This is a genomic window from Flavobacterium sp. PL12 (genome assembly GCF_039123485.1).
GTDB classification, from domain to species: Bacteria; Bacteroidota; Bacteroidia; order Flavobacteriales; family Flavobacteriaceae; genus Flavobacterium; species Flavobacterium weaverense.
In genome coordinates, this window is sequence record NZ_JBANDI010000014.1 from 71,084 (window position 1) to 93,996 (window position 22,913).

A 22,913-nucleotide genomic window follows, 5' to 3' on the forward strand; every position below is an offset into this window, starting at 1 on the left:
TATGTATTTCTCTAAATGCAAAATAAATGCAAAAAACATATTACTATTCTAAATCTAATATATTATTTGTTTTAAATCTACTAGCATATTGTAATAAATAACTTAATTAAAACTATATTTTTCAAAAAAAATGCAGTTATTTTTTTTATTTGCAAAAAATATGCAAATTATTCAATTTTAGTTTTATATTTGAAATTATTAAACTAACCACCATGAAAAAAAACTAATTATGAATCGTAAACTATTAACACTGTTTTTGTTGGGTTGTATGTCGCTATCCACAAAAGCACAAGAAGTTTCCACAAAAGCACAAGTTTCAGATAAGCAGATTAACCAGCAGCTTATTTCAGGAAAAGTAATCAGCCAAGTGGATGGATTGCCTATTATAAGTGCAACAATTTATGTTAAAGGGAATAGGAATTTTTCAACTGTAACAGATGAGCAGGGTTTTTTTACGCTGAAATTACCGCAGGATAAATCGACTTTAATAGTTAGCTATATGGGATTTGACAATAAGGAAGTCAATATTTCAGCTAATGAAAAAAATTTGGTAGTCTCTTTAATCGAAGCAGAAAACATGCTTAACCAAGTTATCATAACAGCATTAGGTGTAAAAAAATCAACCAAGGCAGTTACAAATTCGGTTACAGAGCTGAAAGGAACAGATTTCGCAAAGTCAAAAGAGGTAAGTATCGCTACTGCTTTAGTTGGAAAAATTGCTGGTGTAAATGCCACTAGCACTTCCACGGGTGCAAATGGATCAAGCCGTGTTGTTATTAGAGGTAACGGTTCCTTAAACGGAAATAACCAGCCCATGTATGTGGTGAATGATTTGCCATTAGACAATACGCAATTAAATCTTCCAATGATAGGTAATGGAGAGCGAATGAACGTGGATAGAGGCGATGGTATTTCAGGAATTAATCCAGATGATATTAAGAGCATAACAATCTTAAAAGGAGGAACTGCTGCTGCGCTTTATGGATCTATGGCTGCTAATGGTGTGATATTGATACGAACTAAAACAGGAACTGCACAAAAAGGAATAGGAGTGGAGTACAACTCAAATTATACTGTTGAAACACCTTCCATAAAACCAGATTGGCAGTATGAATATGGACAAGGACAGCTAGGTATGAAACCCGTTACTGAAGCAGAAGCTCTTGCTACTGGTCGCTGGTCTTGGGGTGCTAAAATTGACGGAAGCGATGTGATTCAATTTGATGGAGTGAAAAGACCTTATGTTGCACAACGAAATAACATAAAGAACTTTTATAGAATGGGAGAAACTTTTACAAATACGCTAGCTCTTACTGGAGGAAGCGAAATTGCAACCGGAAGATTATCCTTTTCAAATATGGAAAATAAAAGTATTGTTCCTAACTCTGATTTTAATAGAAAGACCATTAATCTTGCCTCTGAATTAAATTTAACGAGTTGGTTGCACCTTGATGCCGTAGTACAATATAATAATGAGCAATCAAATAATAGACCAACGGTATCTGACGCCGAGTCGAATCCGAACTGGGGAACCTATATGATTGCAAATACGGTTGATATAAGAAGTTTAGGTAATGGTTATGACGAGAACGGAATAGAGATGCCATGGAATCCAGTTCCTATTGCTTCTAATCCACTGTTTGTTGTTAATAAAATAAAAAATTACGACACCAAAGACCGCTTTATAAGTATGTTAAATTTGAAAGTTAATGTAACTCCTGAATTATTTTTGCAAGGTAGGGTAGGACAAGATTTGACTAACTATAAATTCTTTGGTTATTTACCCTTAACGACGTTGAATAATCCTATTGGTTATGTTCAAAGTAACAAAGTGAATTTGATAAATCGTAATTCTGAACTTTCTTTAAACTACAATAAAAAGGATATTTATAAAGATATTTCATTGAACGCAATTGTGGGATTAAATTCTAAGACAAATCTTAGGGACGAAGAGGCCGTTAATGGCTCTGGTATGACGCTTCCTGACTTTTATTCTCTTTCTAATTTTTCCACTTTGAACTACAGTTATCCTTATGGAAAAACAAAAACAAATTCAGTTTATGGTGCTTTAGATTTAGACTACAAAAATCTGGTATATCTATCATTAACAGGTCGCCAAGACTGGTTTTCGACTCTATCTCCAGAGAATAATACTATATTTTATCCATCTGTAGGGACAAGTATTATTCTTTCGGAAATAGTACCAATGCCGTCATGGATTTCATTCGCAAAATTAAGAAGTTCATGGGCTCAAGTAGGTGGAGCAACACCAGAACCTTATGTTTTAAATAACTCCTATTCTATTAGACAAGGAGGTCATATTGGTCAACAATTACAAGGTTTGACGGGAACTAGAGTAGCAAATTCAGGATTAAGTCCATTGACTTCAACCACTATTGAAATTGGTACAGACCTATCTTTTTTCAATAATAAATTGTACTTAGATTTTGCTTGGTACAATAGAGCAACAACTAATGATATTGTTGAATCTACGATATCTCCTGCATCTGGTTTCAATTCTGCTTTGTTAAACATCGGTAAGATGAGAAATAAAGGTATCGAACTTTTATTAAGCGCTAAAGCAATTCGCACGGACAATTTTTCTTGGGAAACCAGCATTAACGGTTCTTATAATAAAAATGTCGTAGAATCACTTGCTGAGGGTGTAGAATCACTTACAATGGCTAGTTCTGTAAATGGTTATGTTACAATTACTAGTGATGTGGGAGGTCCTTACAGCATTATAAAAGGATACAAGCCTTTACTAGATGCTAGCGGGAATAAAGTGTATAATGTATCAGGAGGTTCAGCAACACTTGTCCAAGGTCCTCTAGAGAAATTGGGAGAGGGTGTGCACCCAGTGGGAATAGGTTTCAACAATGATTTTAAATATAAAAATTTCAATTTTAGTTTTCTTATAGATGGAAAATTTGGAGGAAGTTTATACTCAGGAACAAATCTTTACGGAACACGTATGGGATTGACAAAACTTACTCTTGAAGGGAGAGAATCAGGATTGCCTATTTCAGGGGTTGATAGAAGTGGAAACCCAGTAAATATGACAATCGCTCCAGCTGATTTAAGAACGTACTACGACGGTTTTAGAAATATTTCTTCTGAATTTGTTTACGATGCTAGCTTTGTAAAGTTGAGACAAGTTATTTTAGGATATCAGCTACCATTGGAGAAAATTTCTTTTTTGTCTAAAGTTAATTCGATTACTGTTTCTTTCGTAGCAAGAAATTTATTCATTTTATATAAGAAAACGCCTGGTATTGACCCTGAGTCTGTATTTAGTGCAGGAAATGCGCAAGGTGTAGAACAATTTGGCGTACCAAGAACCAGAAGTTATGGTTTAAACCTAAGTGTTAAGTTGTAATTGAAATAAGAAAAAATAGATTTAAAATTTTAAAAAAATGAAAAGAACAATTTTATATATTACAGGTGTTTTTGTGCTAAGCATGACCTCTTGTACAAAAGATTTTGAGGAGATTAACACAAACCCAAATACTGTGGAGAATGCTAATCCTAATTTTTTATTTAGTTCATCGCAATTAGATGCATTCAATAATAATTATTTTTACACTTCTGTGTTGGAGTGTGGAGGTCTAGTACAGCATTATGCTACTTATAAAGAGGCTTCGGGAGTGGGAGACAAGTATTTAGACAATTCAGTTTATTATAATCCTTATTTTAATTTGACTTATGTAACTGCCGTTAATGAAGTGGCAATGGCTGCGAAAATTTTTAGTGTAAAACCAGAGGATAGCAATAAGTTTACAATAGCTAGGATTTGGAAAGCGTATGTTTTTCATAGGATAACGGATTTGTATGGTGATGTTCCCTATTTTGATGCTTCGAAAGGCTCAACGAATTTAATCTTCACACCAAAATATGATAGTCAAGAGAGCATTTATAAGGATTTATTAAAAGAGTTAGATGAAGCGGCAGTTGCATTAGATCCTTCTAAACCTAGTCTTGGGAGCGCTGATTTAATTTACCAAGGTGATGTGACTAAATGGAAAAAGTTTTCTTATTCTTTAATGTTGCGTTTAGGATTGCGTTTGTCAAAGGTGGATCCTGCATTGTCTAAAGCTTGGGTGCAGAAAGCAATTGCAGGAGGAGTAATTGTTAACAGTGATGATAATGCACTTTTGAAATATACAAACGGACCCAAAGATTTTAATAAAAACCCAGCAGCCTTAGATAGCAGAATAAATGATTTTTCTGCGAATTCCTTTGGACAGAAGAATACTGAGGGAGGAAAGCTAGCTAAAACGTTCATTGATGTTCTAAAAGCAACTTCAGATCCAAGAATTAGCGTTTACTCCGGTGTTTGGGTTGGTACAAATCAGGATAATAGTCCTGCTATTCAAAAAGGTTTTCCTAATGGATTAAAAAATGCTCCGTCAGCAGCAGATCAAGGAACTTATTCGGAACCAAATCAACAAACAGTATTCCGTTTGGATGCACCGTTAGTAATCCTTAGTAATGCTGAAACTCATTTATATATGGCAGAAGCGGCAGCAAGGGGATGGTTTACCGGTGATACAGATAAAAACTTATATGAGAATGCAGTAAAAGCTTCGTTTTTAAACGCAGGGATTTATGGTTCTAGTTACGCTATAAATAATGCAACTCCATATTTACTTGCTAATCCATACAATGTTGCAGGAAGTTTAGATGCCAAGATGAATCAAATTCATACTCAAGTTTGGATTGCTCTATTCATAGATGAGCAAGAAGTATACGCAAACTGGAGGAGAACTGGATATCCTATTTTAACACCAGTAAATTTTCCTGGAAATGTTACGAATGGAGTGATACCAAGAAGATTAAAATATCCTTCTACGGAGGCTGCAGTTAACACAAAAAGTTACACTGATGCAGTAGCGCGTCAAGGTGCAGATACGTTTACAACCAAAATGTGGTGGGACAAATAAAATATAAAATATGAGCATTGTAATTCTTATTGGATGTATTCTTTTTTTGGTTTTGCTAATCACAAGCTTCAAGATAAATCCGTTTATTGCTTTTATAGTTACATCATTATTAGCAGGTCTGCTGTTAGGCCTGCCAGTAATGACAATCACCCAAACTGTTCAAAAAGGAATGGGAGATATGCTGGGCGCTGTCACTTTGATCATTGTTTTAGGAGCCTGTATTGGGAAATTAACTTCTACGTCTGGAGCTGCGACAGTTATCGCCAATTCGATAATGAAAAAGACTGGCAAAAAATATGTGCGAACAGGATTAATGATTACCGGATTTATAGTAGGTATTCCATTATTTTATAGCGTGGGATTTGTGCTTTTAGTTCCGTTGATTTTTTCAGTTGCCCATCAATTCAAATTGCCTAGAGTGTATATCGCAATTCCAATGTTAGCTTCTCTATCAGTGGCGCATGGATTTTTGCCACCGCATCCTTCTCCTATGGCTTTGACTAAAATGCTTGATGCCGATCTAGGTTTAGTTTTAATTTATGGATTTTTAATTTCAATTCCTACTATCTTGATTGCAGGATTGTTTTTCTCCAATTTTTTGAAAAATATAAAATCTTTGCCAGGAGAATCCGCATTTTCATTTAGTGAAACTTCTGTATCAGCAGACCAGCAACCAAGTTTTATTGTGAGTATTTTGTCATCCTTGTTTCCTGTATTTCTTTTAAGTGCAACTTCCATAATTCCTTTTATAATTAAAAATCAAGATGTAAAAGTTGCATGTGAAATCATTGGTGATCCTGTAATTGCAATGCTAATTTCCTTGATTTTATGTACGTACACTTTAGGATTAAAGCTCGGTAAAAACATGAAAAGCATCATGGAGGATTATGGATCTGCTATTAAGGAAATTGCGCTGATTTTATTAATTATTGGTGGAGCAGGAAGCTTAAAAGAAGTCATGATGGTAAGCGGAGTTAGTCAAGATATTGTAGATTATTTTCTGCAAGTAAATATCCATCCTTATTTGTTAGCTTGGCTTATTACGGCAATTGTTAGAGTAAGTATTGGCTCAGCAACCGCTGCTGGACTTATGACTGCTAGTGTTTTATTACCGCTGTTAGGCAATCATTCTGTAGATCCTAATTTGTTAGTTCTTTCCATAGGAGCTGGAAGTTTAATGTGCTCGCATGTAAACGATCCTGGCTTTTGGATGTTCAAAGAATATTTTAATGTCAGTCTAAAAGACACTTTTAAGTCATGGACGCTGATGGAATCATTTGTATCAATACTAGGTATTGTTTTTGTCTTTATTTTAAACATTTTTATACATTAATAGCATGAATTTATCACCACAAGAGAAATTTGAATCGTTATCATTAACCTTACCGCCCGCGCCAAAACCTCTTGGGATTTACAAGCCTTTTCTTGTTGATGGCAAATATTTATATGTCTCTGGTCACGGACCAGTACGGGATGATAAGTCATTAATAATTGGAAGAATTGGGGACGATTTGGATTCAGATGAAGGGAAATTAGCAGCTAGACAAGTTGGTTTAACAATTCTCTCAACTATTGTAACCAATTTTGGAAGTCTAAACGCAGTGAAAAGAGTTGTAAAGGTTTTTGGAATGGTGAACTGCAATTCTGAATTTTTGCAGCATCCGTACATTATCAATGGTTGCAGCGAATTATTTGCTGAAGTTTGGGGAACAGAAAACGGTATAGGAGTAAGAAGCGCCGTAGGGATGGGTTCGCTTCCAGACAATATTCCTGTTGAGGTTGAGGCATTATTCGAATTATTTTAAAAGATCAAAAATGGTTGAAAATAAAATGAAATTGCTAACCATAGGAGAATTATTACTCCGAATGAGCACTACAAATGGTTTCCGATTTTCGCAGACTAATGACTTTAGAGTTCAGATTGGTGGAGCTGAAGCAAATGTGTGTGTATTACTATCTCAGCTTGGAGTTGAAACTGAATTTTTAACTAGAATTCCAGCTAATGATTTGGCCACATTAGCAGTAAATGAATTAAAAAAATACAACGTAAATGTTTCTAATTGTAGTTTTGGCGGAGAGCGAATGGGTTTGTATTTTGTCGAAAACGGAAATCAAATTAGACAAACGCAAGTAATTTACGACCGAAGTAATTCTTCTTTCTCGACAATACAAAAAGAAGATGTTAATTGGCAGAAAGCATTCGAACAAGCAACTCATTTTCATTGGTCTGGAATTAGTCCTGCTATTTCTCAGAAAGCTGCAGAAGTTTGTAAACAGGGTATTTTGTTAGCGCATGAAAAAGGATTAGTAATTTCTTCTGACTTTAATTATCGAAGTAAATTATGGCAATATGGAAAAAAACCTGCTGAAATTATGCCAGAATTACTACAGTTTAGTAGAATTACAGTAGCGGATTTAGATGCAGTAGAAATCTATTTTGGTATTAAAACCGATAAAAAAGAAAAAGACAGCCTGCGATTTGAAAAAGCCTATTTAGAATTAAAAAAACACATGCCGCACTTAGAAACTTTAGCGATGAGTTTTAGAAAATCAGAAGGCTTGACACATACTTACTCAGCTATGTTGATGAATGATAATGTCATGTATGAATCACAGCAACACAAAATACATTTGGTTACAGATCAAATAGGTTCTGGAGATGCTTTTACTGCTGGTTTACTTTATGGTCTAATGAATAATCTAGAACCACAAGAAATTATAGAATGGGCAACTGCTTGCGGTGTTATAAAGCAAAGTGTGCCTGGAGATTTTGCTATTACGGGAATCGATGAGGTTAAGCATTTTTTGAAAGAAGGAGTCAGTAATAGAATAGGGAGATAATAAAAGAAAAAAATGTACGAAATATTAAAAAGACAGGGCGTTTTGCCGCTAATCACCCAAGTCGATAGTCACATTGCTAAAATTGTTTTGCGAGCTGCAGCAGACGCTGGAATAAAAGCGATTGAGTATGCCGCGAGATCTGAAGACTCTAAAAGAGTTTTCGAAGAGATGATCGCCTTTAAGCAAGAAAATAAATTAGATATTAAAATATGCGTTGGTTCAATGTTGTCTGTGGAGCAAGCAAGATTATATCATTGTTTAGGAGCAGATTCTATTGTTTGTCCGCATACAGATCCTGATATTGGAGCATATTGTATTGAAAATAAAGTATATTGGATTCCTGGCGCAGCAACGTTGAATGAGGTATTGAACGCAAATAAATTAGGGGCTGATATTGTTAAGCTTTTTCCAGCTGATGAGATTGGTGGTGCGAGTTATGTAAAGGCGATTCGCGCTCCGTTTCCAAATTTGAAGTTAATGCCAACAGGAGGAGTCACTTTAGACGTAGAAAATTTGAGAAAATGGTTTTCAGCAGGTGTCATTTGTGTTGGTGTAGGTTCACATTTGTTTTCGAAAAAAGAATTAGTGACTTTAACGTATGACACTGCTTTGTCTAAATTTAAAAATTTGATTGCCGTTATTGAAGAAGCACGAAATTAAAAGAGTATGAAAAATAATTGGTGGGAGATAGAATCAAGAATCGCAGTAGATACTCCTTTTTTAGCAATTTATAAAAGTAGGGTTTGGGACAATATTGCTACTTTACTTTTAGCGGTTGCTCATGATGCAGACAAGTTGCGTCCGCATGTGAAAACGCATAAGATGGGTGAAGTCCTGAATTTATTCAAAAATGTAGGGATAAAGAAAGTAAAGTGCGCTACAATTGCAGAAGCTGAATTATCGGCAATTCATAATATGGATGATATTCTTTTGGCTTATCAGCTAACGGGAGAAAAACAAAATAGATGGATACAATTGATTCAAAATTATCCTAAAAATGTTTTTTCAACTGTAGTTGATTCATCGGACATCACAGAACAATTATCTAATCTAGCAGTAAAGAACAACCTTATTTTGAATCTTTACTTAGATCTCAACACTGGAATGGATCGAACAGGTTTTGATTATAAAGAGGATTGGGAAACCTTAGTTTTGAAAATAGCAGCATTTCCTAACATTAGATTTTTTGGAGTTCATATCTACGACGGTCATATAAAAGGAACTGTTGAAGAGCGTGCTGAAAAAGCAGCGGAAATATTTCATCCGATTAATGAAAAAGTGAAAAATTTAGAAAAAAAGATTGCTCGTAAGCTCAAGATTGTCGCTGGCGGCTCTAATACCTTTCCGTTTTACTCACAGATTGATAATGTTGAATGCAGTCCTGGAACATTTGTTTTTTGGGATACCAATTATCAATTGCAACTTCCAGAGCAACAATTTGTTCCAGCTGCTGTAGTTGTTGCAACAGTAATATCAAAACCAACAGCTAAAACAATATGCATAGATCTTGGCTATAAAGCTGTCGCTTCTGAAAATGCATTAGAAAAGAGAATTTTAATTCTTAATGATAAAAGTTTAATTCCTATATCGCATTCAGAGGAGCATTTAGTTTTAGAAAATACGGGACAAAATAGGTATTCAATTGGTGACATTGTGTATGCTTTGCCGTATCACATTTGTCCAACATGTAATTTGTATGACACTGCGCAAATTGTAAATGAGGAACGTAATATTAGTGAGCAATGGTCTATAGAAGCTAGAAAAAGAAAAATTAATTTTTAAATAAAACCGGTATGTTTATCATAGATGCCCATCTTGATCTTAGCATGAATGCTATGGAATGGAATAGAGATATAAGAATGAACGTTGAAACCTTACGACTTTTAGAAAAAGGAATGACGGATAAACCAGATCGCGAGAGAGCCACTGTTTCTTTGCCAGACTTGCGCAAAGGAAATATAGGAATTGTTGTTGCTACCCAAATTGCGCGTTTTGTAAAACCAGATAGTTTAATTCCAGGTTGGAATTCACCGCAACAAGCATGGGCTCAAACGCAAGGCCAACTGGCTTGGTATAAAGAGATGGAAGCTCTGGGCGAAATGAAGCAAATAACGAACAAGAAAACTTTGCAAGAACATCTTGCTTTGTGGAATGATGGTAAGCCTAATGATAAAAAAGCAATTGGCTATATTTTAAGCTTAGAAGGAGCAGATTCTATCGTTGATATTTCTTATTTAGAAAGAGCGTATAATGATGGTTTGAGGGCGATAGGACCGGCACATTATGGTCCAGGTCGTTATGCAAATGGAACTGATTCAACTGGTAAAATGAAGCAGAACGGAATTGAACTATTACAAGAAATGGAACGCTTAAATATCATTTTGGACGCAACTCATTTGTGTGACGATGCTTTTTGGCAAGCAATGGATCTCTATAATGGACCTATCTGGGCGAGCCACAACAATTGCAGAACGCTTGTAAATCACAATCGGCAGTATGATGATGAGCAAATAAAAACATTAATTGCTAAAGGTTCAGTGATTGGTGGTGCATTGGATGCGTGGATGATGGTTCCTAATTGGGTAAGAGGAGAATCTACACCGCTAGGAATGCAGTGCAATTTAGAAGTTGCTTTTAAGCATATGGATCACATTTGCCAGTTGGCAGGAAATGCTAATCATATAGGTATTGGTTCAGATCTCGATGGCGCTTTCGGTACTGAGCAAACTCCATACGATTTAAATACAATTGCTGATTTACAGAAATTAGTTGTGATTTTTAGAAATAATGGCTATTCAGAGTTGGATTTAAAGAAAATATTTCATCAAAACTGGATTGACTTTCTAATGAAACATTGGGATTAAATAAAGGTCAAACTAGGAACTGCTTTTAAATAGGTTTGGAGTTTTTCGTGAGTGATATCAACTTCGGTAACGACGTAATCAACTTCGGATAAGTTGGCTATTTTCATTTTTTGAACTGTATTTAATTTTTCTGAAATAGTAAGAATAGCACTTTTAGTTGAAGCTTGTAACATTGCTTTTTTGACTTGTACTGTTTCCCAGTCTGAATCAGAAAATCCACCATCGATATCTAAAGCATTCGTTCCTAAGATTAATAGATCCGCTTTTATATGGGCAAGTTGGGCATAGACGTCTCCACTAATTGTCATTTGGCTATAAGGAGAAATATAACCACCTATCATAATAGTTTTGATATTAGGTTTGTCTAATAACTCAACAGCTGATAAGACATTTACGGTAAAAATGGTAAGGTTTAATTCGTCAGGAATCATTTTGATAAATTCGCGAATTGTTGTTCCGCCGCCAATGAGTAAAATCATACCATCTTTTACAAGACTTATGGTTTTTCTAGCAATTATTTGCTTGTGTTCATTAGCGTACGTTTCAGATGAAGAGGAGTGGTGGTATGATTTAGTCATAGCTCCTCCTTTAACTTTAATCACCAAGGAATCTGATTCAAGTTCATTAATATCTCGTCTGATAGTGTCTTCAGATACAAAAAGTTGAACAGCAAGTGCGTCAAAGCTAACGCGAGTGTGTAGATTTATTAATTTTAAAATATAATTCTTACGTTCCTCTTTAGTATAATTTGCAATTTCAGTTGCTATCATTGTGATTTATTTGTAACAAATATAATACTATTTCATTTTGACATCAAATAAAAAGAGTCTTAGCTTTTAAAAATCAGTGTAGAAAGAATGTTTTCAAGTTTTTTAACTAGATGCTATTTTTTTGCATTTGTAAACCAATATTAAATTTATTTATTTAAAATCATGAAAAAAACCATCATATTAATAGCATTATTTGTTTTCAATTTTGCGATCGCTCAAAAAGGATCAACTATAATTCCGGCTCCTAACTTCTACCAAGTAACTGGAGATAGTGTTGCTATAAATGGAACGGTCAAAATAATTTTTGAGAAGAATGTTTCTAGCGCAAGTGAAAAGAAATCAGCGCAAATTATGGAGCGAATTTTTAATGCTAAATCTAATAAAAAAGGCAAAGCATTCAACGTTTATATTTCGACGATAGACAAATCTGTTACTAACATGGAAGGTTATAAATTGACTGTTTCTAAAGATGGAATTAGAATTTCTGGAAAAGACAAAGGCCTGTTTTATGCCGTTCAAAGCATTTTACAAATGTTGCCTAATGATGGTGTTTTAAAATTACCTTCCGTAATTATTAAAGATGAGCCTAGATACTCTTACAGAGGATTGCATCTAGACGTGAGCAGACATTTTTTTTCTAAAGATGTTATTAAAGAAATTATTTCCCAAATGGCATTTTATAAATTAAATAATTTTCATTGGCATTTAACAGATGATCAAGGCTGGCGCATCGAAATCAAAAAATATCCAAAACTGACAGAAATTGGATCAAAAAGAGCACAAACTTTAGTTGGAAATAAATTTGAGCGTTTTCCATTATTTTTTGATGGAAATCCATACGGTGGCTTTTATACGCAAGAAGAAATTAAGGAAGTCGTTCAATTTGCAACAGAAAGACATGTAAATGTAATACCAGAAATAGAGATGCCTGGTCACGCTTCTGCAGCTGTAGCCGCTTATCCTTCATTAGCGTGCTTTCCTTCTAATGATTTTAAAGTTATTGAAACATGGGGCGTTTTTGAGGATGTTTTTTGCGCAGGAAAAGAAGAAACTTTTGAGTTTTTAGAGGATGTTCTTGAAGAAGTATTAGCACTTTTTCCAAGTACATATATTCATATTGGTGGTGATGAGTGTCCAAAAACAAAATGGAAAGTCTGTCCTAATTGTCAGAAAAGAATAAAAGAATTAGGGTTAAAGGACGAACATGAATTGCAAAGTTATTTTATCAAAAGAATAGAGAAATCGCTAAATGCAAAAGGTAGACAAATTTTTGGTTGGGACGAAATTCTAGAAGGTGGGCTTGCGCCAAATGCAGCGGTGATGTCATGGCGTGGAGAACAAGGAGGAATTGCTGCGGCAAAGCAAAAGCATCCTGTAATTATGACTCCCGAAGATTACGTTTATTTTGATCATAATCAAGGGTTTTCTTTAAATGAACCCTTAAGTGTTGGTCGATTGACTACCACAGAAGAAGTCTATGATTATAATCCAACTCCAGTGGATAGTTTGACTGTTGATGAGCAAAAATACATTGTGGGAGTTCAAGCAAATTTATGGTCGGAATATCTTACGAGTCCTGCAAAATTAAACTATATGCTCTATCCAAGAGTTTTTGCCTTGGCCGAAATTGCGTGGACAAATACTGAAATTAAGAATTACGATAACTTTACTTTACAGGCTGTACCACATCATTTAAGTAAATTGGAAAAGAATAAAAACTTGTATAAAGTTCCATCTCCATATAAATCTAAAGATACCGCAATGGTGGCTTCAAGATTTATTTTAGATTTGGAACCAAGTATTAAGAATGGTAAAATATTTTATTCAATCGATGGATTCAAGCCCGATCAGACAAGTGTTTTATATAAAAACCCAGTAAATATTACAATTCCGAAAGGCGAGTATAGAACAATAAAAACAGTCCAAATAAGTGAATCTGGTCTAAAAAGTTCAATCACTAAAACGCTGGTTAAAAATTCTGAAATTATGAAAGCATTAATAATAAAGCCTAAAAAACAAGGTTTGAAATATGATTATTATCAAGACTTTTTTAATCAGACAAATGAAATCGATTTTGCTAAGCCAACACGTTCTGGTATTTACACTGATGTAATTAGCATTAACTCATTTAAGCAAAAAGAGATTCGCTACTTCGGATTAAAACTGAATGGATATATTTATATTCCAGAAACTGCAAATTATACTTTCTCTTGCATTGCAGACGATGGAGCCAAAATTATAATTGGTGATGAAGTAATTGTTGATAATGATGGTAGACATTGGATAAATGAAGCTTTTGGAGCAGCTTATCTAGAAAAAGGTTATCATAAGATTTCCATATCGTATTTTGATGCCGCAGGAAGTGCTGCATTGCAGTGCTTTATAAAGCAAGAAGGCGGGAACAAACAAGAAATTAGTCCTTCAGATTTATTTTATGAATAGTTTTTATTCAGTTGCACATTAAGCTTTTAAATTGTGTTTTTTTCAATTCTAACTTTTACGAGCTGAAAGCTGCATATTCTACAGAATTTGCAGCTTTTTTTTATTTAATTTTAAAATACCTATGACTATTAAATACTGTGCTAATAAGTATGTTAGCATTATAAGAAATGAGCTGTATTGCAGTAGTGCATAAAATTTATCAAATGCTAAAAGACTGTCTGACGCCACAAAAATTAATGCTCCAATAAAAATGTATGTGTTCGCAGGTTTTTCCCAATTCATAAAACCTTTCAGCGCAAACAATAACATGATTGAAATTGTCATTGCATAAATAAATACAGGGAGAATTAGTTCACCAAGATTTGGCATTAAAATAAGCATTATGGCTATCAAGTAAACAATAATAGCTGTAATTCCTATCCAATAAATAATCTTGCTTTTCTTTAAATACATTTTAAGTTGTTTATTGAACAGTAGGATAAAGAATATATGTGATAGGAGGAAAGCAAAAAGTCCACCCATAAAATAGATTTCTGCTTTATTGGAAAATAATAATATAATATCTCCAATCCATGAAAAAACTAATGCAATTAAAAGGATTTTTTTGCTTTTAAAGTTATCGTGAAAGTATACTGCTACAATTAGAAAAGGAATCAAAAATGGTTTTAGAAAAGATGTAATATCATCTCTTCCTAAAAGAGTTAAAATCAAATAAAAGATACTGAAAGCTATAAAGCTTTTCAAAATGATAGTAGTTTTCATTAAATTTTTTGAGTTTGGGATTGTAGCATTTTTGATTTTTGAAAATTAGTAGTTGTAAAGTATAAAGTAATAAAAAGAGACAAAATAAGATAACCGATAATGATAGAGGTTGCAAAAGGAAAGGAAGCATCAATACCAAACCAGTCTCCAAAGTAAATTAGTAATCCAATACCAAATACAAAACGTAGACTTTCCCAAGCAAGTGAAATTTTTCGCGCATCCATTAACTCTGTATAACTGTAAACACTGAGAAAAATAAAAGCTCCGTAAATAAATACATTTGGCAATCCTATTACTGCAATTGAATTGTACATATACGTAATCAATAGTAAAGTGAAAGCAGCTTGGAAAATAGACCAGTACATTAACTTTTTTGAATATTGAAATCCATATTTTTCAAAATTATAAACATCAGTTATTTTTGCTACTGGATACTTAGTTTCGAAATTTTCTGGTCGCCAGCCGGTTGGTTTAAACCAAATCATAAATTTGTCTTGCCACTTTTCAGCGCGCCAAGCATCTGTAATTAATAATCCTAAATGCTGAAAATTGATGCGAATGGGGTTCCAAGTTCGTGCTGGTCTTGTAATACCATACACCGGAGGAATAGCATCTAACTCTTCTTGAAAAGTACCAAATAATTTATCCCAAAAAATAAATATTTGTGAATGGTTCTTATCCATATATTCTGGATTAATGGCATGATGCACTCTATGGTGAGAAGGGGAAACTAAAATATTTTCAAGAAAACCTATTTTTTTGATATGCTTGGTATGATACCAAAATTGCAAAAATAGATGTATTGGAATTGTGATTGCAATAACTTTGGCAGGAACACCGATAACTGCAGCCGGAATTAAAAGGAAAGTAAATAGATTGACAAAGCTAGAAACAGTCTGGCGTAAAGCACAAGCCAAATTAAATTCTTCGCTGCTGTGATGAATCGCATGTTTATTCCATAAAAAATTGATTTGGTGCGATAGGCGATGACTCCAGTAACCATAGAAATCGATAACTATAAAACCTATCAAGTAGGTTAGGAATGTTGCATCTAACTGGAATAAAGCGATCTTGGAAACGATCCAGTCGTAGGAAACTAGTGTGATACTTATCCCCAAAACATCTTTTACGGAATTTACCATTCCAGAGCTTACACTTGAAACAGAATCCATATTAGGAGAAGAATCTTCTCCTTTGTAATGTCCGTAAATTTTCTCAATAATTATTAAGATTAAAAAAATAGGCATTACAAAAACCAGAATTTTTCCATATTCTTCCATAAAAAAAAAACACTTTCTTTTATCAAATATATGATAAAAGAAAGTGTTTTATTATTATTTACAGTAAATTATTTCTAGAAAGGAGCTCTAGCTTTTTAAATTATCTCAGCATTTAATCCTGCTTCTAATAATTGTGTGCATTGTGGTTTTAATCTTTCAAATGAACCTGTTTTTACGGTGCATTTTCCATTGTAATGTATAATAAGAGAACATTGTTCTGCTTGTTCAGGAGTATGCTCGCAAACACGCATTAAAGTCTCTATTACGTGGTCAAATGTATTCACATCATCATTGTAAACTATGATTTCGTTGTCTAATTGAACAGCCTCTTTGACACTTACTCGCTCTCTTACTTTTTCTTTAGTACTCATTTTGTATTGTTTATACTTTCGTAATTAATAAAAAAAATAGTTACACTAATTTACATATTTTAAAGATACCCAATTGTTTCTTTCAAATTTTTTAACGTAAGTCAATCCTTTTTCAGTACATGACGCATCGATTACTGGAATATCTTCGTTGTAAAAACCGCTTAAAAGTAGGGTTCCACCTGAATTTAAACAATCAACATAACTTTGCATGTCGTTCAACAAAATATTGCGGTTGATATTAGCAATAATCAAATCGTATTTTTTATCTTTTAATAGCGCTGCTTCTCCTTCGTAAACTGTAATGTGCTTGCAGTTATTGCGTTCTGCATTTTCGATAGAGTTTAAGTAACACCAATTGTCAATATCAATAGCGTCAATAGGCTGAGCGCCTTTCATCTCAGCTAAAATTGCTAAAATTGCAGTTCCGCAACCCATATCAAGTGTTTTCATTCCAGTGACATCAATTTCTAAAAGATGCTGAATCATCATGTGTGTAGTTTCATGGTGACCAGTTCCAAAACTCATTTTTGGCTCAATTACGATATCAAATTCGGCAGCTGTTTTTGGATGAAAAGGAGCACGAACGTGACAATTTCCATCAACATCGATTGCTTCAAAATTCTTTTCCCATTCTTCATTCCAATTTACTTGTTCGATTTCTTCGAAAGTATATTCAATTTTAAATTCATCAGATTCTAAAATTCGGATGCCGTCAAGAATCATTTCATCCCACAAATCTTTTTGAACGAAAGCTGAAATTCCTTTCTCTGTCTCGGTAAAGCTTTCAAATGCTTTTTCCCCTAGCTCAGCAATTAGTATTTCTGAACCTAATTCTTTAGGCTCGATTGTAAAATGATATCCAATATATATGTTTGACATGCTCTTTTTTTTGCAAAGGTAGCATTATCTAATTCTATTGAATAATGAAAACAAAAAAAAGAGGTTTGAATACTTTCAAACCTCTATTTAAATTTTATTTAGAATTTTTAAATCGCGTTTACAATCGCAACAAAATCTTCAGCTTTTAAAGCTGCTCCGCCTATTAAACCTCCGTCAACATCTGGCTTAGAGAAAATCTCTTTAGCATTGTCAGGTTTTACGCTTCCACCGTAAAGAATTGAAACGTTATCTGCGATTTCGATACCAAAAGCAGTACGGACAGTCTGTCTAATAAACTCATGCATTTCTTGAGCTTGCTCTGGAGAAGCGGTTTCTCCTGTTCCTATTGCCCAAACTGGTTCGTATGCCAAAACAACATTTACCCATTGCTTTGCTTGGATATGAAAAAGACCATCTTTTAACTGATTTTCAACAATGTTAAAATGACTTTTCGATTGGCGATCTTTTAATTCTTCACCAAAACAGAAGATTACAGTCATGTCGTGCTCTAATGCTGTATCAACTTTATTAGCGATTAATGCATCTGTTTCATGGAAAATAGCTCTACGTTCAGAGTGACCTAATATAACAGTATTTACTCCAACACTCTTTAGCATATCTGCAGAAATCTCACCAGTAAAAGCGCCAGCTTCAGCTTGGTGAACATTTTGTGCGGCAACATCAATATTTGTAAACTCTAAATGATCTACGGCTGAAGCCAAATTAACAAAAGTAGGAGCAACGATAACTTGTGCGTCAGTTTCAGTTGGCATTTTTGCGATCAATTCATTTAGTAAATCTTCAGTTTGCTCTGCATTTTTATGCATTTTCCAGTTTCCTGCAACAATCTTCTTTCTCATTATGTTTGTGTTATATTGTTTTTTCTTTCGAAATTAATATTTGTTCTTTCTATTTCAATTTTGCTACGATTTCATTAATCTTATCAAAATCTGTTTCTATTGCGCGGTAAAGAACAATTTTTCCTTTTTTGTCTACAATGATATATCTTGGAATCCAATCCACGTTTAAAGCTTTTGCAAATACGCCTTTCATCTGGTCATTTGCCATAAAATGATCTCCTTTTATTTCGTGCTTTTCAATTCCATTTTTCCACTGTTCAGCGGTTTTATCCATAGAGATAAAAAGATATCCTGCTTTAGGATTTTTAGCTTGAAGTTCCTTGATTTTAGGCATTGCTTTGACACAATCACCGCACCATGACGCCCAAACTTCGATCACTAAAGTTTTTCCTTTATATTTTTTTAAAATGTTTTTGAAAGCCACTTGACTTCCATCAGTAGCAAGTAAAGTTTCAGATAGTGCTTCTTTTGAGAATTCTGTCTTTTGAGCTTTCGAACAAGAAAATGTCGTAAAAGCAATTAGAGCAAATATTATTTTTTTCATTTCAATGTTGTTTTTAACAAAGCTAAACAAACAATTTGAACCATGGTAAGGGATTGTAGTTTTTTTACTATCTATGATTCGAAAATACCACACTATTAACGTTATAGTTGATAAGTAATATAATTATACTTATTTAAAATTATGGAAAAAGAAATGTATTGTAAGAAAAACAGAAAAGGATATAGTTTATAGCTCTAGTAAATAGTAACTACAATCTATATCCTTTTTAATTAATTTAAATAGTATTTAAAGCTTTAAAGCTCTAAATCTTTTAAATCGTTATGGTGTAATTTCTGCATAATTGTTCCTTTTTCTAATATAATAATACTAGGATTTGCTCTTTCAATCGTTTTTAAAGTAATTGCATCACAGAAATAGAAGTCAAATGTTAAAGCAAATTCTTTTTTTACTGCAGCAATTTGCTCTGGAGTAGAAGCAGTCATTCCTCCAACTTTATATCCTTTAGCTTTGGCTTGAAGATACAGTTTTTCCATTTTAGCTAATCCATCTTTATCAGCATTTACTAAATCGTAAGCCACTATCAGCAGTACTTTTGGTGCGTCCATAAATTCTGCAGTGTAGTCAGTGTCATCTTTTTCCATTGTAAAATCATGAATAGGAGGAACATAACCTTCTGTAATAACTTTGTCTTTTCGATCAACAAATACAGCATCTTCTGGAATATTTGCTAGTTCGTTTTCAGTAAATTCTTTATTTATACCTGCCACTTTATAGATGAAAACCATTTCAACAACTGATTTTTCAGCATCATCAGGAATTTGCATTCCCTCTGGAATATTATTTCCTAATTTGAATGGTCTAAAATCAATAAGCGGTAAATGATTAAGCACTACAACTCCCATAAGTGAGCATAATACAATACTGGCGTAAATAATAATGTTTTGAATGTTATTTTTAAACAAAGGATTGATTAGATTTTGATTAAAATATAATATAAGAATAAAAAATAACAGTACTATATCCTTTGTAAAAGATTCCCAAGGTGTTAGTTTCAAAGCATCTCCAAAACAGCCACAATCTTTCACAACATTAAAATATGCTGAATAAAAAGTTAGGAATGTAAACATTACTATTAAAATTAGTAAACTCCAAACCGTAAATTTTGTTTTAAAGCCAATCAGTAGCATGATACCTAAAACTACTTCTAAAATCACTAAAATTAAAGCAATCGCTAGTGAGAACGGTACGAAAAAAGGCATATTGAATACTGGCTCGCTAAAATATTCTGCAAGCTTGTAAGAGAATCCTAAAGGATCGTTTAATTTTATTAATCCAGAGATGATGAATAATATTCCAACAAATATTCTAGAAAATTGAGTTATTATGTTTTTCATTTTTATTTTTTTATTTTTCATTGCCACGAATTCACAGAGGCACAAATTTTAGTAGTTGATTTACCTTTTCTAGGATTTTACTAAAGTAAAAACTTACTTATTTCCAAAACCCATTAAAATCAAAGCGAAAATTGAGTAGTTAATCATATCTTGGTAATTAGCGTCGATTCCTTCAGACACTAAAGTCTTTCCTTTATTATCTTCAATTTGTTTGACACGAAGTAGTTTTTGCAAAATCAAATCTGTTAGTGAACTTACTCGCATTTCGCGCCAAGCTTCCCCGTAATCGTGATTTTTATTTTGCATTAATTCTTTTGTCAATGCTACTTTTTCATCATATAATTGAGTTGCTTTTTCAACGCTTAAATCTGGCTGCTCAGCTACACCTATTTCTAGTTGTATTAATGCCATGATCGAATAATTGATAATCCCAATAAATTCACCTGTTTCATCTTCATCCACTTTGCGAATTTCATTTTCTTGTAAACTTCTAATTCGCTGTGCTTTGATATAGATTTGATCAGTCAATGAGGGTAGCCTTAAAATACGCCAAGCGCATCCATAATCTTTCATTTTATTAATAAACAGTGTACGACAAGTAGTAATTACTGTGTCATATTCCTTTGAAGTATTCTTCATTATTGATGTATATTTGTATTCAAATTTTTTCAAAAATAGGAATAATATTTTTGACTACAGAATTTTGATGTCTATTAAACAATAAACGAATGACTATTAACTGCAAAGGCATATTGGTTGATTTATCGAGTCCTAAAGTAATGGGAATTTTAAATGTCACGCCCAACTCTTTTTACGATGGCGGAAAGTATAAAAGCGAATCCGAAATTCTATACCAAGTAGAAAAAATGCTACTTGATGGTGCTAGCTTTATCGATGTTGGTGCTTATTCTAGTAAGCCGAATGCTGATTTTGTTTCAGAAACAGAAGAAATTTCGAGAATAGTTCCTGTTGTAGAATTAATCCTTAAGCACTTTCCTGACAGCTTTTTATCAATTGACACTTTTAGAAGTGAAGTTGCAGCGATTGCCCTTAAAAGTGGCGCGGCGATTATCAACGATATTTCGGCGGGAATGCTAGATAAAAAAATGTTGGAAACGGTAGGTAAATTCAATGTGCCGTACATAATGATGCATATGCGCGGGACTCCACAAACGATGCAAACGATGACAAACTATAATGATATCGTAAAAGAAATGTTGTTTTACTTTTCAGAAAGAGTTGCTGCTGCTAGAAAATTCGGAATTAATGATTTAATTATAGATCCAGGTTTTGGTTTTGCCAAAACTTTAGAACAAAACTATGAGGTTTTTCAAAAACTAGATTTATTTAAAATTTTAGATTTACCATTACTTGCAGGTGTTTCAAGAAAATCAATGATTTACAAATCGCTTGATATTGACATAAAGGATTCTTTAAATGGTACTACAGTGCTAAATACTCTGGCATTGACTAAAGGCGCTAAAATTATCCGAGTCCATGATGTAAAAGAAGCGGTGGAATGTGTTACCTTATTCAATAAAATAAATAATTAAAAATGAAGTATTTTACTCTTATTACTTTTATCATGCTCTTTTCTTGTGGAAATAAAGAAGATGTATTGTTGCCAAAAGCGGCTACTACAATTGTGAAAAACATTGACGATTTATCTCCGATTTATCTCTTTTTTCGAGCGAACGGAAAAGATACTACAGCTGAATTAAATCGTAAGAACAGTATTATTTCTACTAATTGGATTCTTAATATTGATAGGCGTTTACCGTTGCGTTTAGTAATTCCTCACGTGATTAAGCTTCAGCAGAAAAAGCGTGAAGAAAAAGCCCACAAGAATGAAAAAGCAGAAAATTATTATTCATATGCTGATACAATCGGGAAAAATTTAGCTTTCATACCTTTTACAAACGTTTATTATAAAATGGAGAAACCGACTAAGGAAGGTTTAAAAATCTGTTTTTATAAAGATAGGTTAGAAGTAAATGACTCCGTAGTTTCAAAATTGAAATTAGAAGAATATCTGAATAATATAAAAATTGAATATGAAACTACTTTCATATTATGCTTTGATAAAAACATAAGTTATGGATCTTACATAAATAGTAAGGTTTTCATAAAAAATATTAAACTAAATAAAAAAGAGTTGAGTTTTGATGAGAATCAGGAGTTCATTTTTTAAAAGTAGTTTCTCTATCAAAATGTATATACTTAAATGAACTCAATTTTAAGTTTCTAATTCCCAAAAAAAAATCTTAATCTATTTTTAAAATAAAGTAAGATTTTTTAATTTTCTGATACAAAGTTTACTTACTTCCGCCTGTGGTAGCACCTTTAATAAGTTGACCTCTAATTTCTCCACCAGCAAAAGCAGTACTATGTAAATTAACATAGTTTAAGTTTGCTTTTAGATCTACTTCTTGTGCAGTCGTTAACGCAACACTTGTAAACGTAATAGGTGAACCAGCACTTGTAAAAGGAAAAATAACAGCGCCGTTAGTACCAGCAGCACCCATATGAATATGTCCAGCTACAGCTGACGTTAGGTTATGAGTAACGTTGATAGTAAACGTGTTTGTAGTGTTGTTAAATGTAAGAGTCGCAGTTCCTTTAGCTGCTGAGCTATTGGCAGGCACTTCGTTTTCACCACTTAGATTAGCAGTAAAAGTTGTAACATTTGGGCCATCATTTGAATCATTGTCATTGTCACAAGATATGAAAGTTAGCACACAAATTGAAATTGCAAAAAATCGAATTAAGTTTTTCATTACTAAGTATTTAAAATTAAGTTGAAGTAAATTTAGAAGTGTTTTTCAAACATTTATTTCTATTTAACACGAAATTATTTATTGTTTAACTTTATAAATAGGATTTATATTACAAAAAATAATTAAAGAAAACCCGTTGGGTGTAATTAATTGATTTGTATTTTAATATTATTTATTGGTCTGTTAAATATGAACTTATTAATATATTGAATCATAGTTAGAGAC

Annotated in this window: 21 protein-coding genes; 11 read left to right on the forward strand and 10 right to left on the reverse strand. The window is 33.2% G+C overall.

Features of this window, described 5'->3' with window-relative positions:
• The first annotated feature begins 229 nt into the window (after positions 1–229).
• From RCH19_RS08345 to RCH19_RS08380, 8 genes are read left to right on the forward strand one after another with little or no spacing between them, the layout of a single operon-like run.
• On the forward strand, positions 230–3,379 hold the full coding sequence (locus RCH19_RS08345; protein WP_343022833.1) for a SusC/RagA family TonB-linked outer membrane protein: 3,150 nt from the start codon (positions 230–232) through the stop codon (positions 3,377–3,379).
• A 37-nt stretch (positions 3,380–3,416) separates the two neighbouring features.
• A complete protein-coding gene (locus RCH19_RS08350) occupies positions 3,417–4,943 on the forward strand; it encodes a SusD/RagB family nutrient-binding outer membrane lipoprotein (RefSeq protein WP_343022834.1) in 1,527 nt (508 codons plus the stop codon).
• A gap of 10 nt (positions 4,944–4,953) precedes the next feature.
• The gene (locus RCH19_RS08355) at positions 4,954–6,276 is read left to right on the forward strand and encodes a gluconate:H+ symporter (protein ID WP_343022835.1); all 1,323 of its coding nucleotides are present in this window, start codon (positions 4,954–4,956) and stop codon (positions 6,274–6,276) included.
• Between the two features lie 4 nt (positions 6,277–6,280).
• Positions 6,281–6,748 (forward strand): RidA family protein, encoded by a 468-nt coding sequence (locus RCH19_RS08360; protein WP_121925396.1) that lies wholly within the window; start codon positions 6,281–6,283, stop codon positions 6,746–6,748.
• Between the two features lie 10 nt (positions 6,749–6,758).
• Entirely contained in the window at positions 6,759–7,784 is a 1,026-nt protein-coding gene (locus RCH19_RS08365; RefSeq protein ID WP_343022836.1) for a sugar kinase, read from the forward strand.
• A 12-nt stretch (positions 7,785–7,796) separates the two neighbouring features.
• The gene (locus tag RCH19_RS08370) at positions 7,797–8,444 is read left to right on the forward strand and encodes an aldolase (protein ID WP_343022837.1); all 648 of its coding nucleotides are present in this window, start codon (positions 7,797–7,799) and stop codon (positions 8,442–8,444) included.
• A 6-nt stretch (positions 8,445–8,450) separates the two neighbouring features.
• Positions 8,451–9,566 carry a D-TA family PLP-dependent enzyme gene (locus RCH19_RS08375; protein WP_343022838.1) on the forward strand — a complete coding sequence of 372 codons (1,116 nt, stop codon included), beginning with the start codon at positions 8,451–8,453 and terminating at the stop codon, positions 9,564–9,566.
• A gap of 11 nt (positions 9,567–9,577) precedes the next feature.
• Complete coding sequence (locus tag RCH19_RS08380; RefSeq protein WP_343022839.1) at positions 9,578–10,648, forward strand: membrane dipeptidase; 1,071 nt, start codon at positions 9,578–9,580, stop codon at positions 10,646–10,648.
• Here the strand turns inward: RCH19_RS08380 and RCH19_RS08385 are convergent.
• Positions 10,645–11,418, reverse strand: coding sequence for a DeoR/GlpR family DNA-binding transcription regulator (locus tag RCH19_RS08385; protein ID WP_343022840.1), 774 nt, complete (start codon positions 11,416–11,418; stop codon positions 10,645–10,647). The two genes, RCH19_RS08380 and RCH19_RS08385, sit on opposite strands and share 4 nt — an antisense overlap.
• Before the next feature lie 162 nt (positions 11,419–11,580).
• Between RCH19_RS08385 and RCH19_RS08390 the strand changes: the two genes are divergently transcribed.
• Positions 11,581–13,860, forward strand: a complete 2,280-nt coding sequence (locus tag RCH19_RS08390) for a family 20 glycosylhydrolase (RefSeq protein ID WP_343022841.1) — start codon at positions 11,581–11,583, stop codon at positions 13,858–13,860.
• A 78-nt stretch (positions 13,861–13,938) separates the two neighbouring features.
• On the opposite strand, the gene RCH19_RS08395 is transcribed toward RCH19_RS08390, so the two are convergent.
• The 8 genes from RCH19_RS08395 to RCH19_RS08430 all read right to left on the reverse strand — a co-directional run bounded on the left by RCH19_RS08395 (position 13,939) and on the right by RCH19_RS08430 (position 20,550).
• Positions 13,939–14,622 (reverse strand): lysoplasmalogenase, encoded by a 684-nt coding sequence (locus tag RCH19_RS08395; protein ID WP_343022842.1) that lies wholly within the window; start codon positions 14,620–14,622, stop codon positions 13,939–13,941.
• Positions 14,622–15,902, reverse strand: coding sequence for a sterol desaturase family protein (locus RCH19_RS08400; protein WP_343022843.1), 1,281 nt, complete (start codon positions 15,900–15,902; stop codon positions 14,622–14,624). Before RCH19_RS08400 ends, RCH19_RS08395 begins: the two co-directional genes overlap by 1 nt.
• A gap of 95 nt (positions 15,903–15,997) precedes the next feature.
• Positions 15,998–16,273, reverse strand: a complete 276-nt coding sequence (locus RCH19_RS08405; protein ID WP_343022844.1) for an ATP-dependent Clp protease adaptor ClpS — start codon at positions 16,271–16,273, stop codon at positions 15,998–16,000.
• A 45-nt stretch (positions 16,274–16,318) separates the two neighbouring features.
• The gene (prmA, locus tag RCH19_RS08410) at positions 16,319–17,152 is read right to left on the reverse strand and encodes a 50S ribosomal protein L11 methyltransferase (RefSeq protein WP_343022845.1); all 834 of its coding nucleotides are present in this window, start codon (positions 17,150–17,152) and stop codon (positions 16,319–16,321) included.
• Positions 17,153–17,259: 107 nt separating this feature from the next.
• A complete protein-coding gene (gene tpiA, locus RCH19_RS08415; RefSeq protein ID WP_343022846.1) occupies positions 17,260–18,012 on the reverse strand; it encodes a triose-phosphate isomerase in 753 nt (250 codons plus the stop codon).
• 49 nt (positions 18,013–18,061) lie between these two features.
• Complete coding sequence (locus tag RCH19_RS08420; protein WP_343022847.1) at positions 18,062–18,556, reverse strand: TlpA disulfide reductase family protein; 495 nt, start codon at positions 18,554–18,556, stop codon at positions 18,062–18,064.
• A 254-nt stretch (positions 18,557–18,810) separates the two neighbouring features.
• Entirely contained in the window at positions 18,811–19,911 is a 1,101-nt protein-coding gene (locus tag RCH19_RS08425) for a BT_3928 family protein (protein ID WP_343022848.1), read from the reverse strand.
• A 93-nt stretch (positions 19,912–20,004) separates the two neighbouring features.
• Positions 20,005–20,550 carry a DUF1599 domain-containing protein gene (locus RCH19_RS08430; protein ID WP_121925384.1) on the reverse strand — a complete coding sequence of 182 codons (546 nt, stop codon included), beginning with the start codon at positions 20,548–20,550 and terminating at the stop codon, positions 20,005–20,007.
• 89 nt (positions 20,551–20,639) lie between these two features.
• On the opposite strand from RCH19_RS08430, the gene folP reads away from it, so the two are divergent.
• Together folP and RCH19_RS08440 are read left to right on the forward strand one after the other, a co-directional pair.
• Positions 20,640–21,464, forward strand: coding sequence for a dihydropteroate synthase (folP, locus tag RCH19_RS08435; protein WP_343022849.1), 825 nt, complete (start codon positions 20,640–20,642; stop codon positions 21,462–21,464).
• Between the two features lie 2 nt (positions 21,465–21,466).
• Entirely contained in the window at positions 21,467–22,102 is a 636-nt protein-coding gene (locus tag RCH19_RS08440) for a hypothetical protein (protein ID WP_343022850.1), read from the forward strand.
• A 124-nt stretch (positions 22,103–22,226) separates the two neighbouring features.
• Here RCH19_RS08440 and RCH19_RS08445 read toward each other — a convergent pair whose 3' ends face one another.
• On the reverse strand, positions 22,227–22,688 hold the full coding sequence (locus RCH19_RS08445; protein WP_343022851.1) for a CHRD domain-containing protein: 462 nt from the start codon (positions 22,686–22,688) through the stop codon (positions 22,227–22,229).
• Positions 22,689–22,913: the final 225 nt, after the last annotated feature.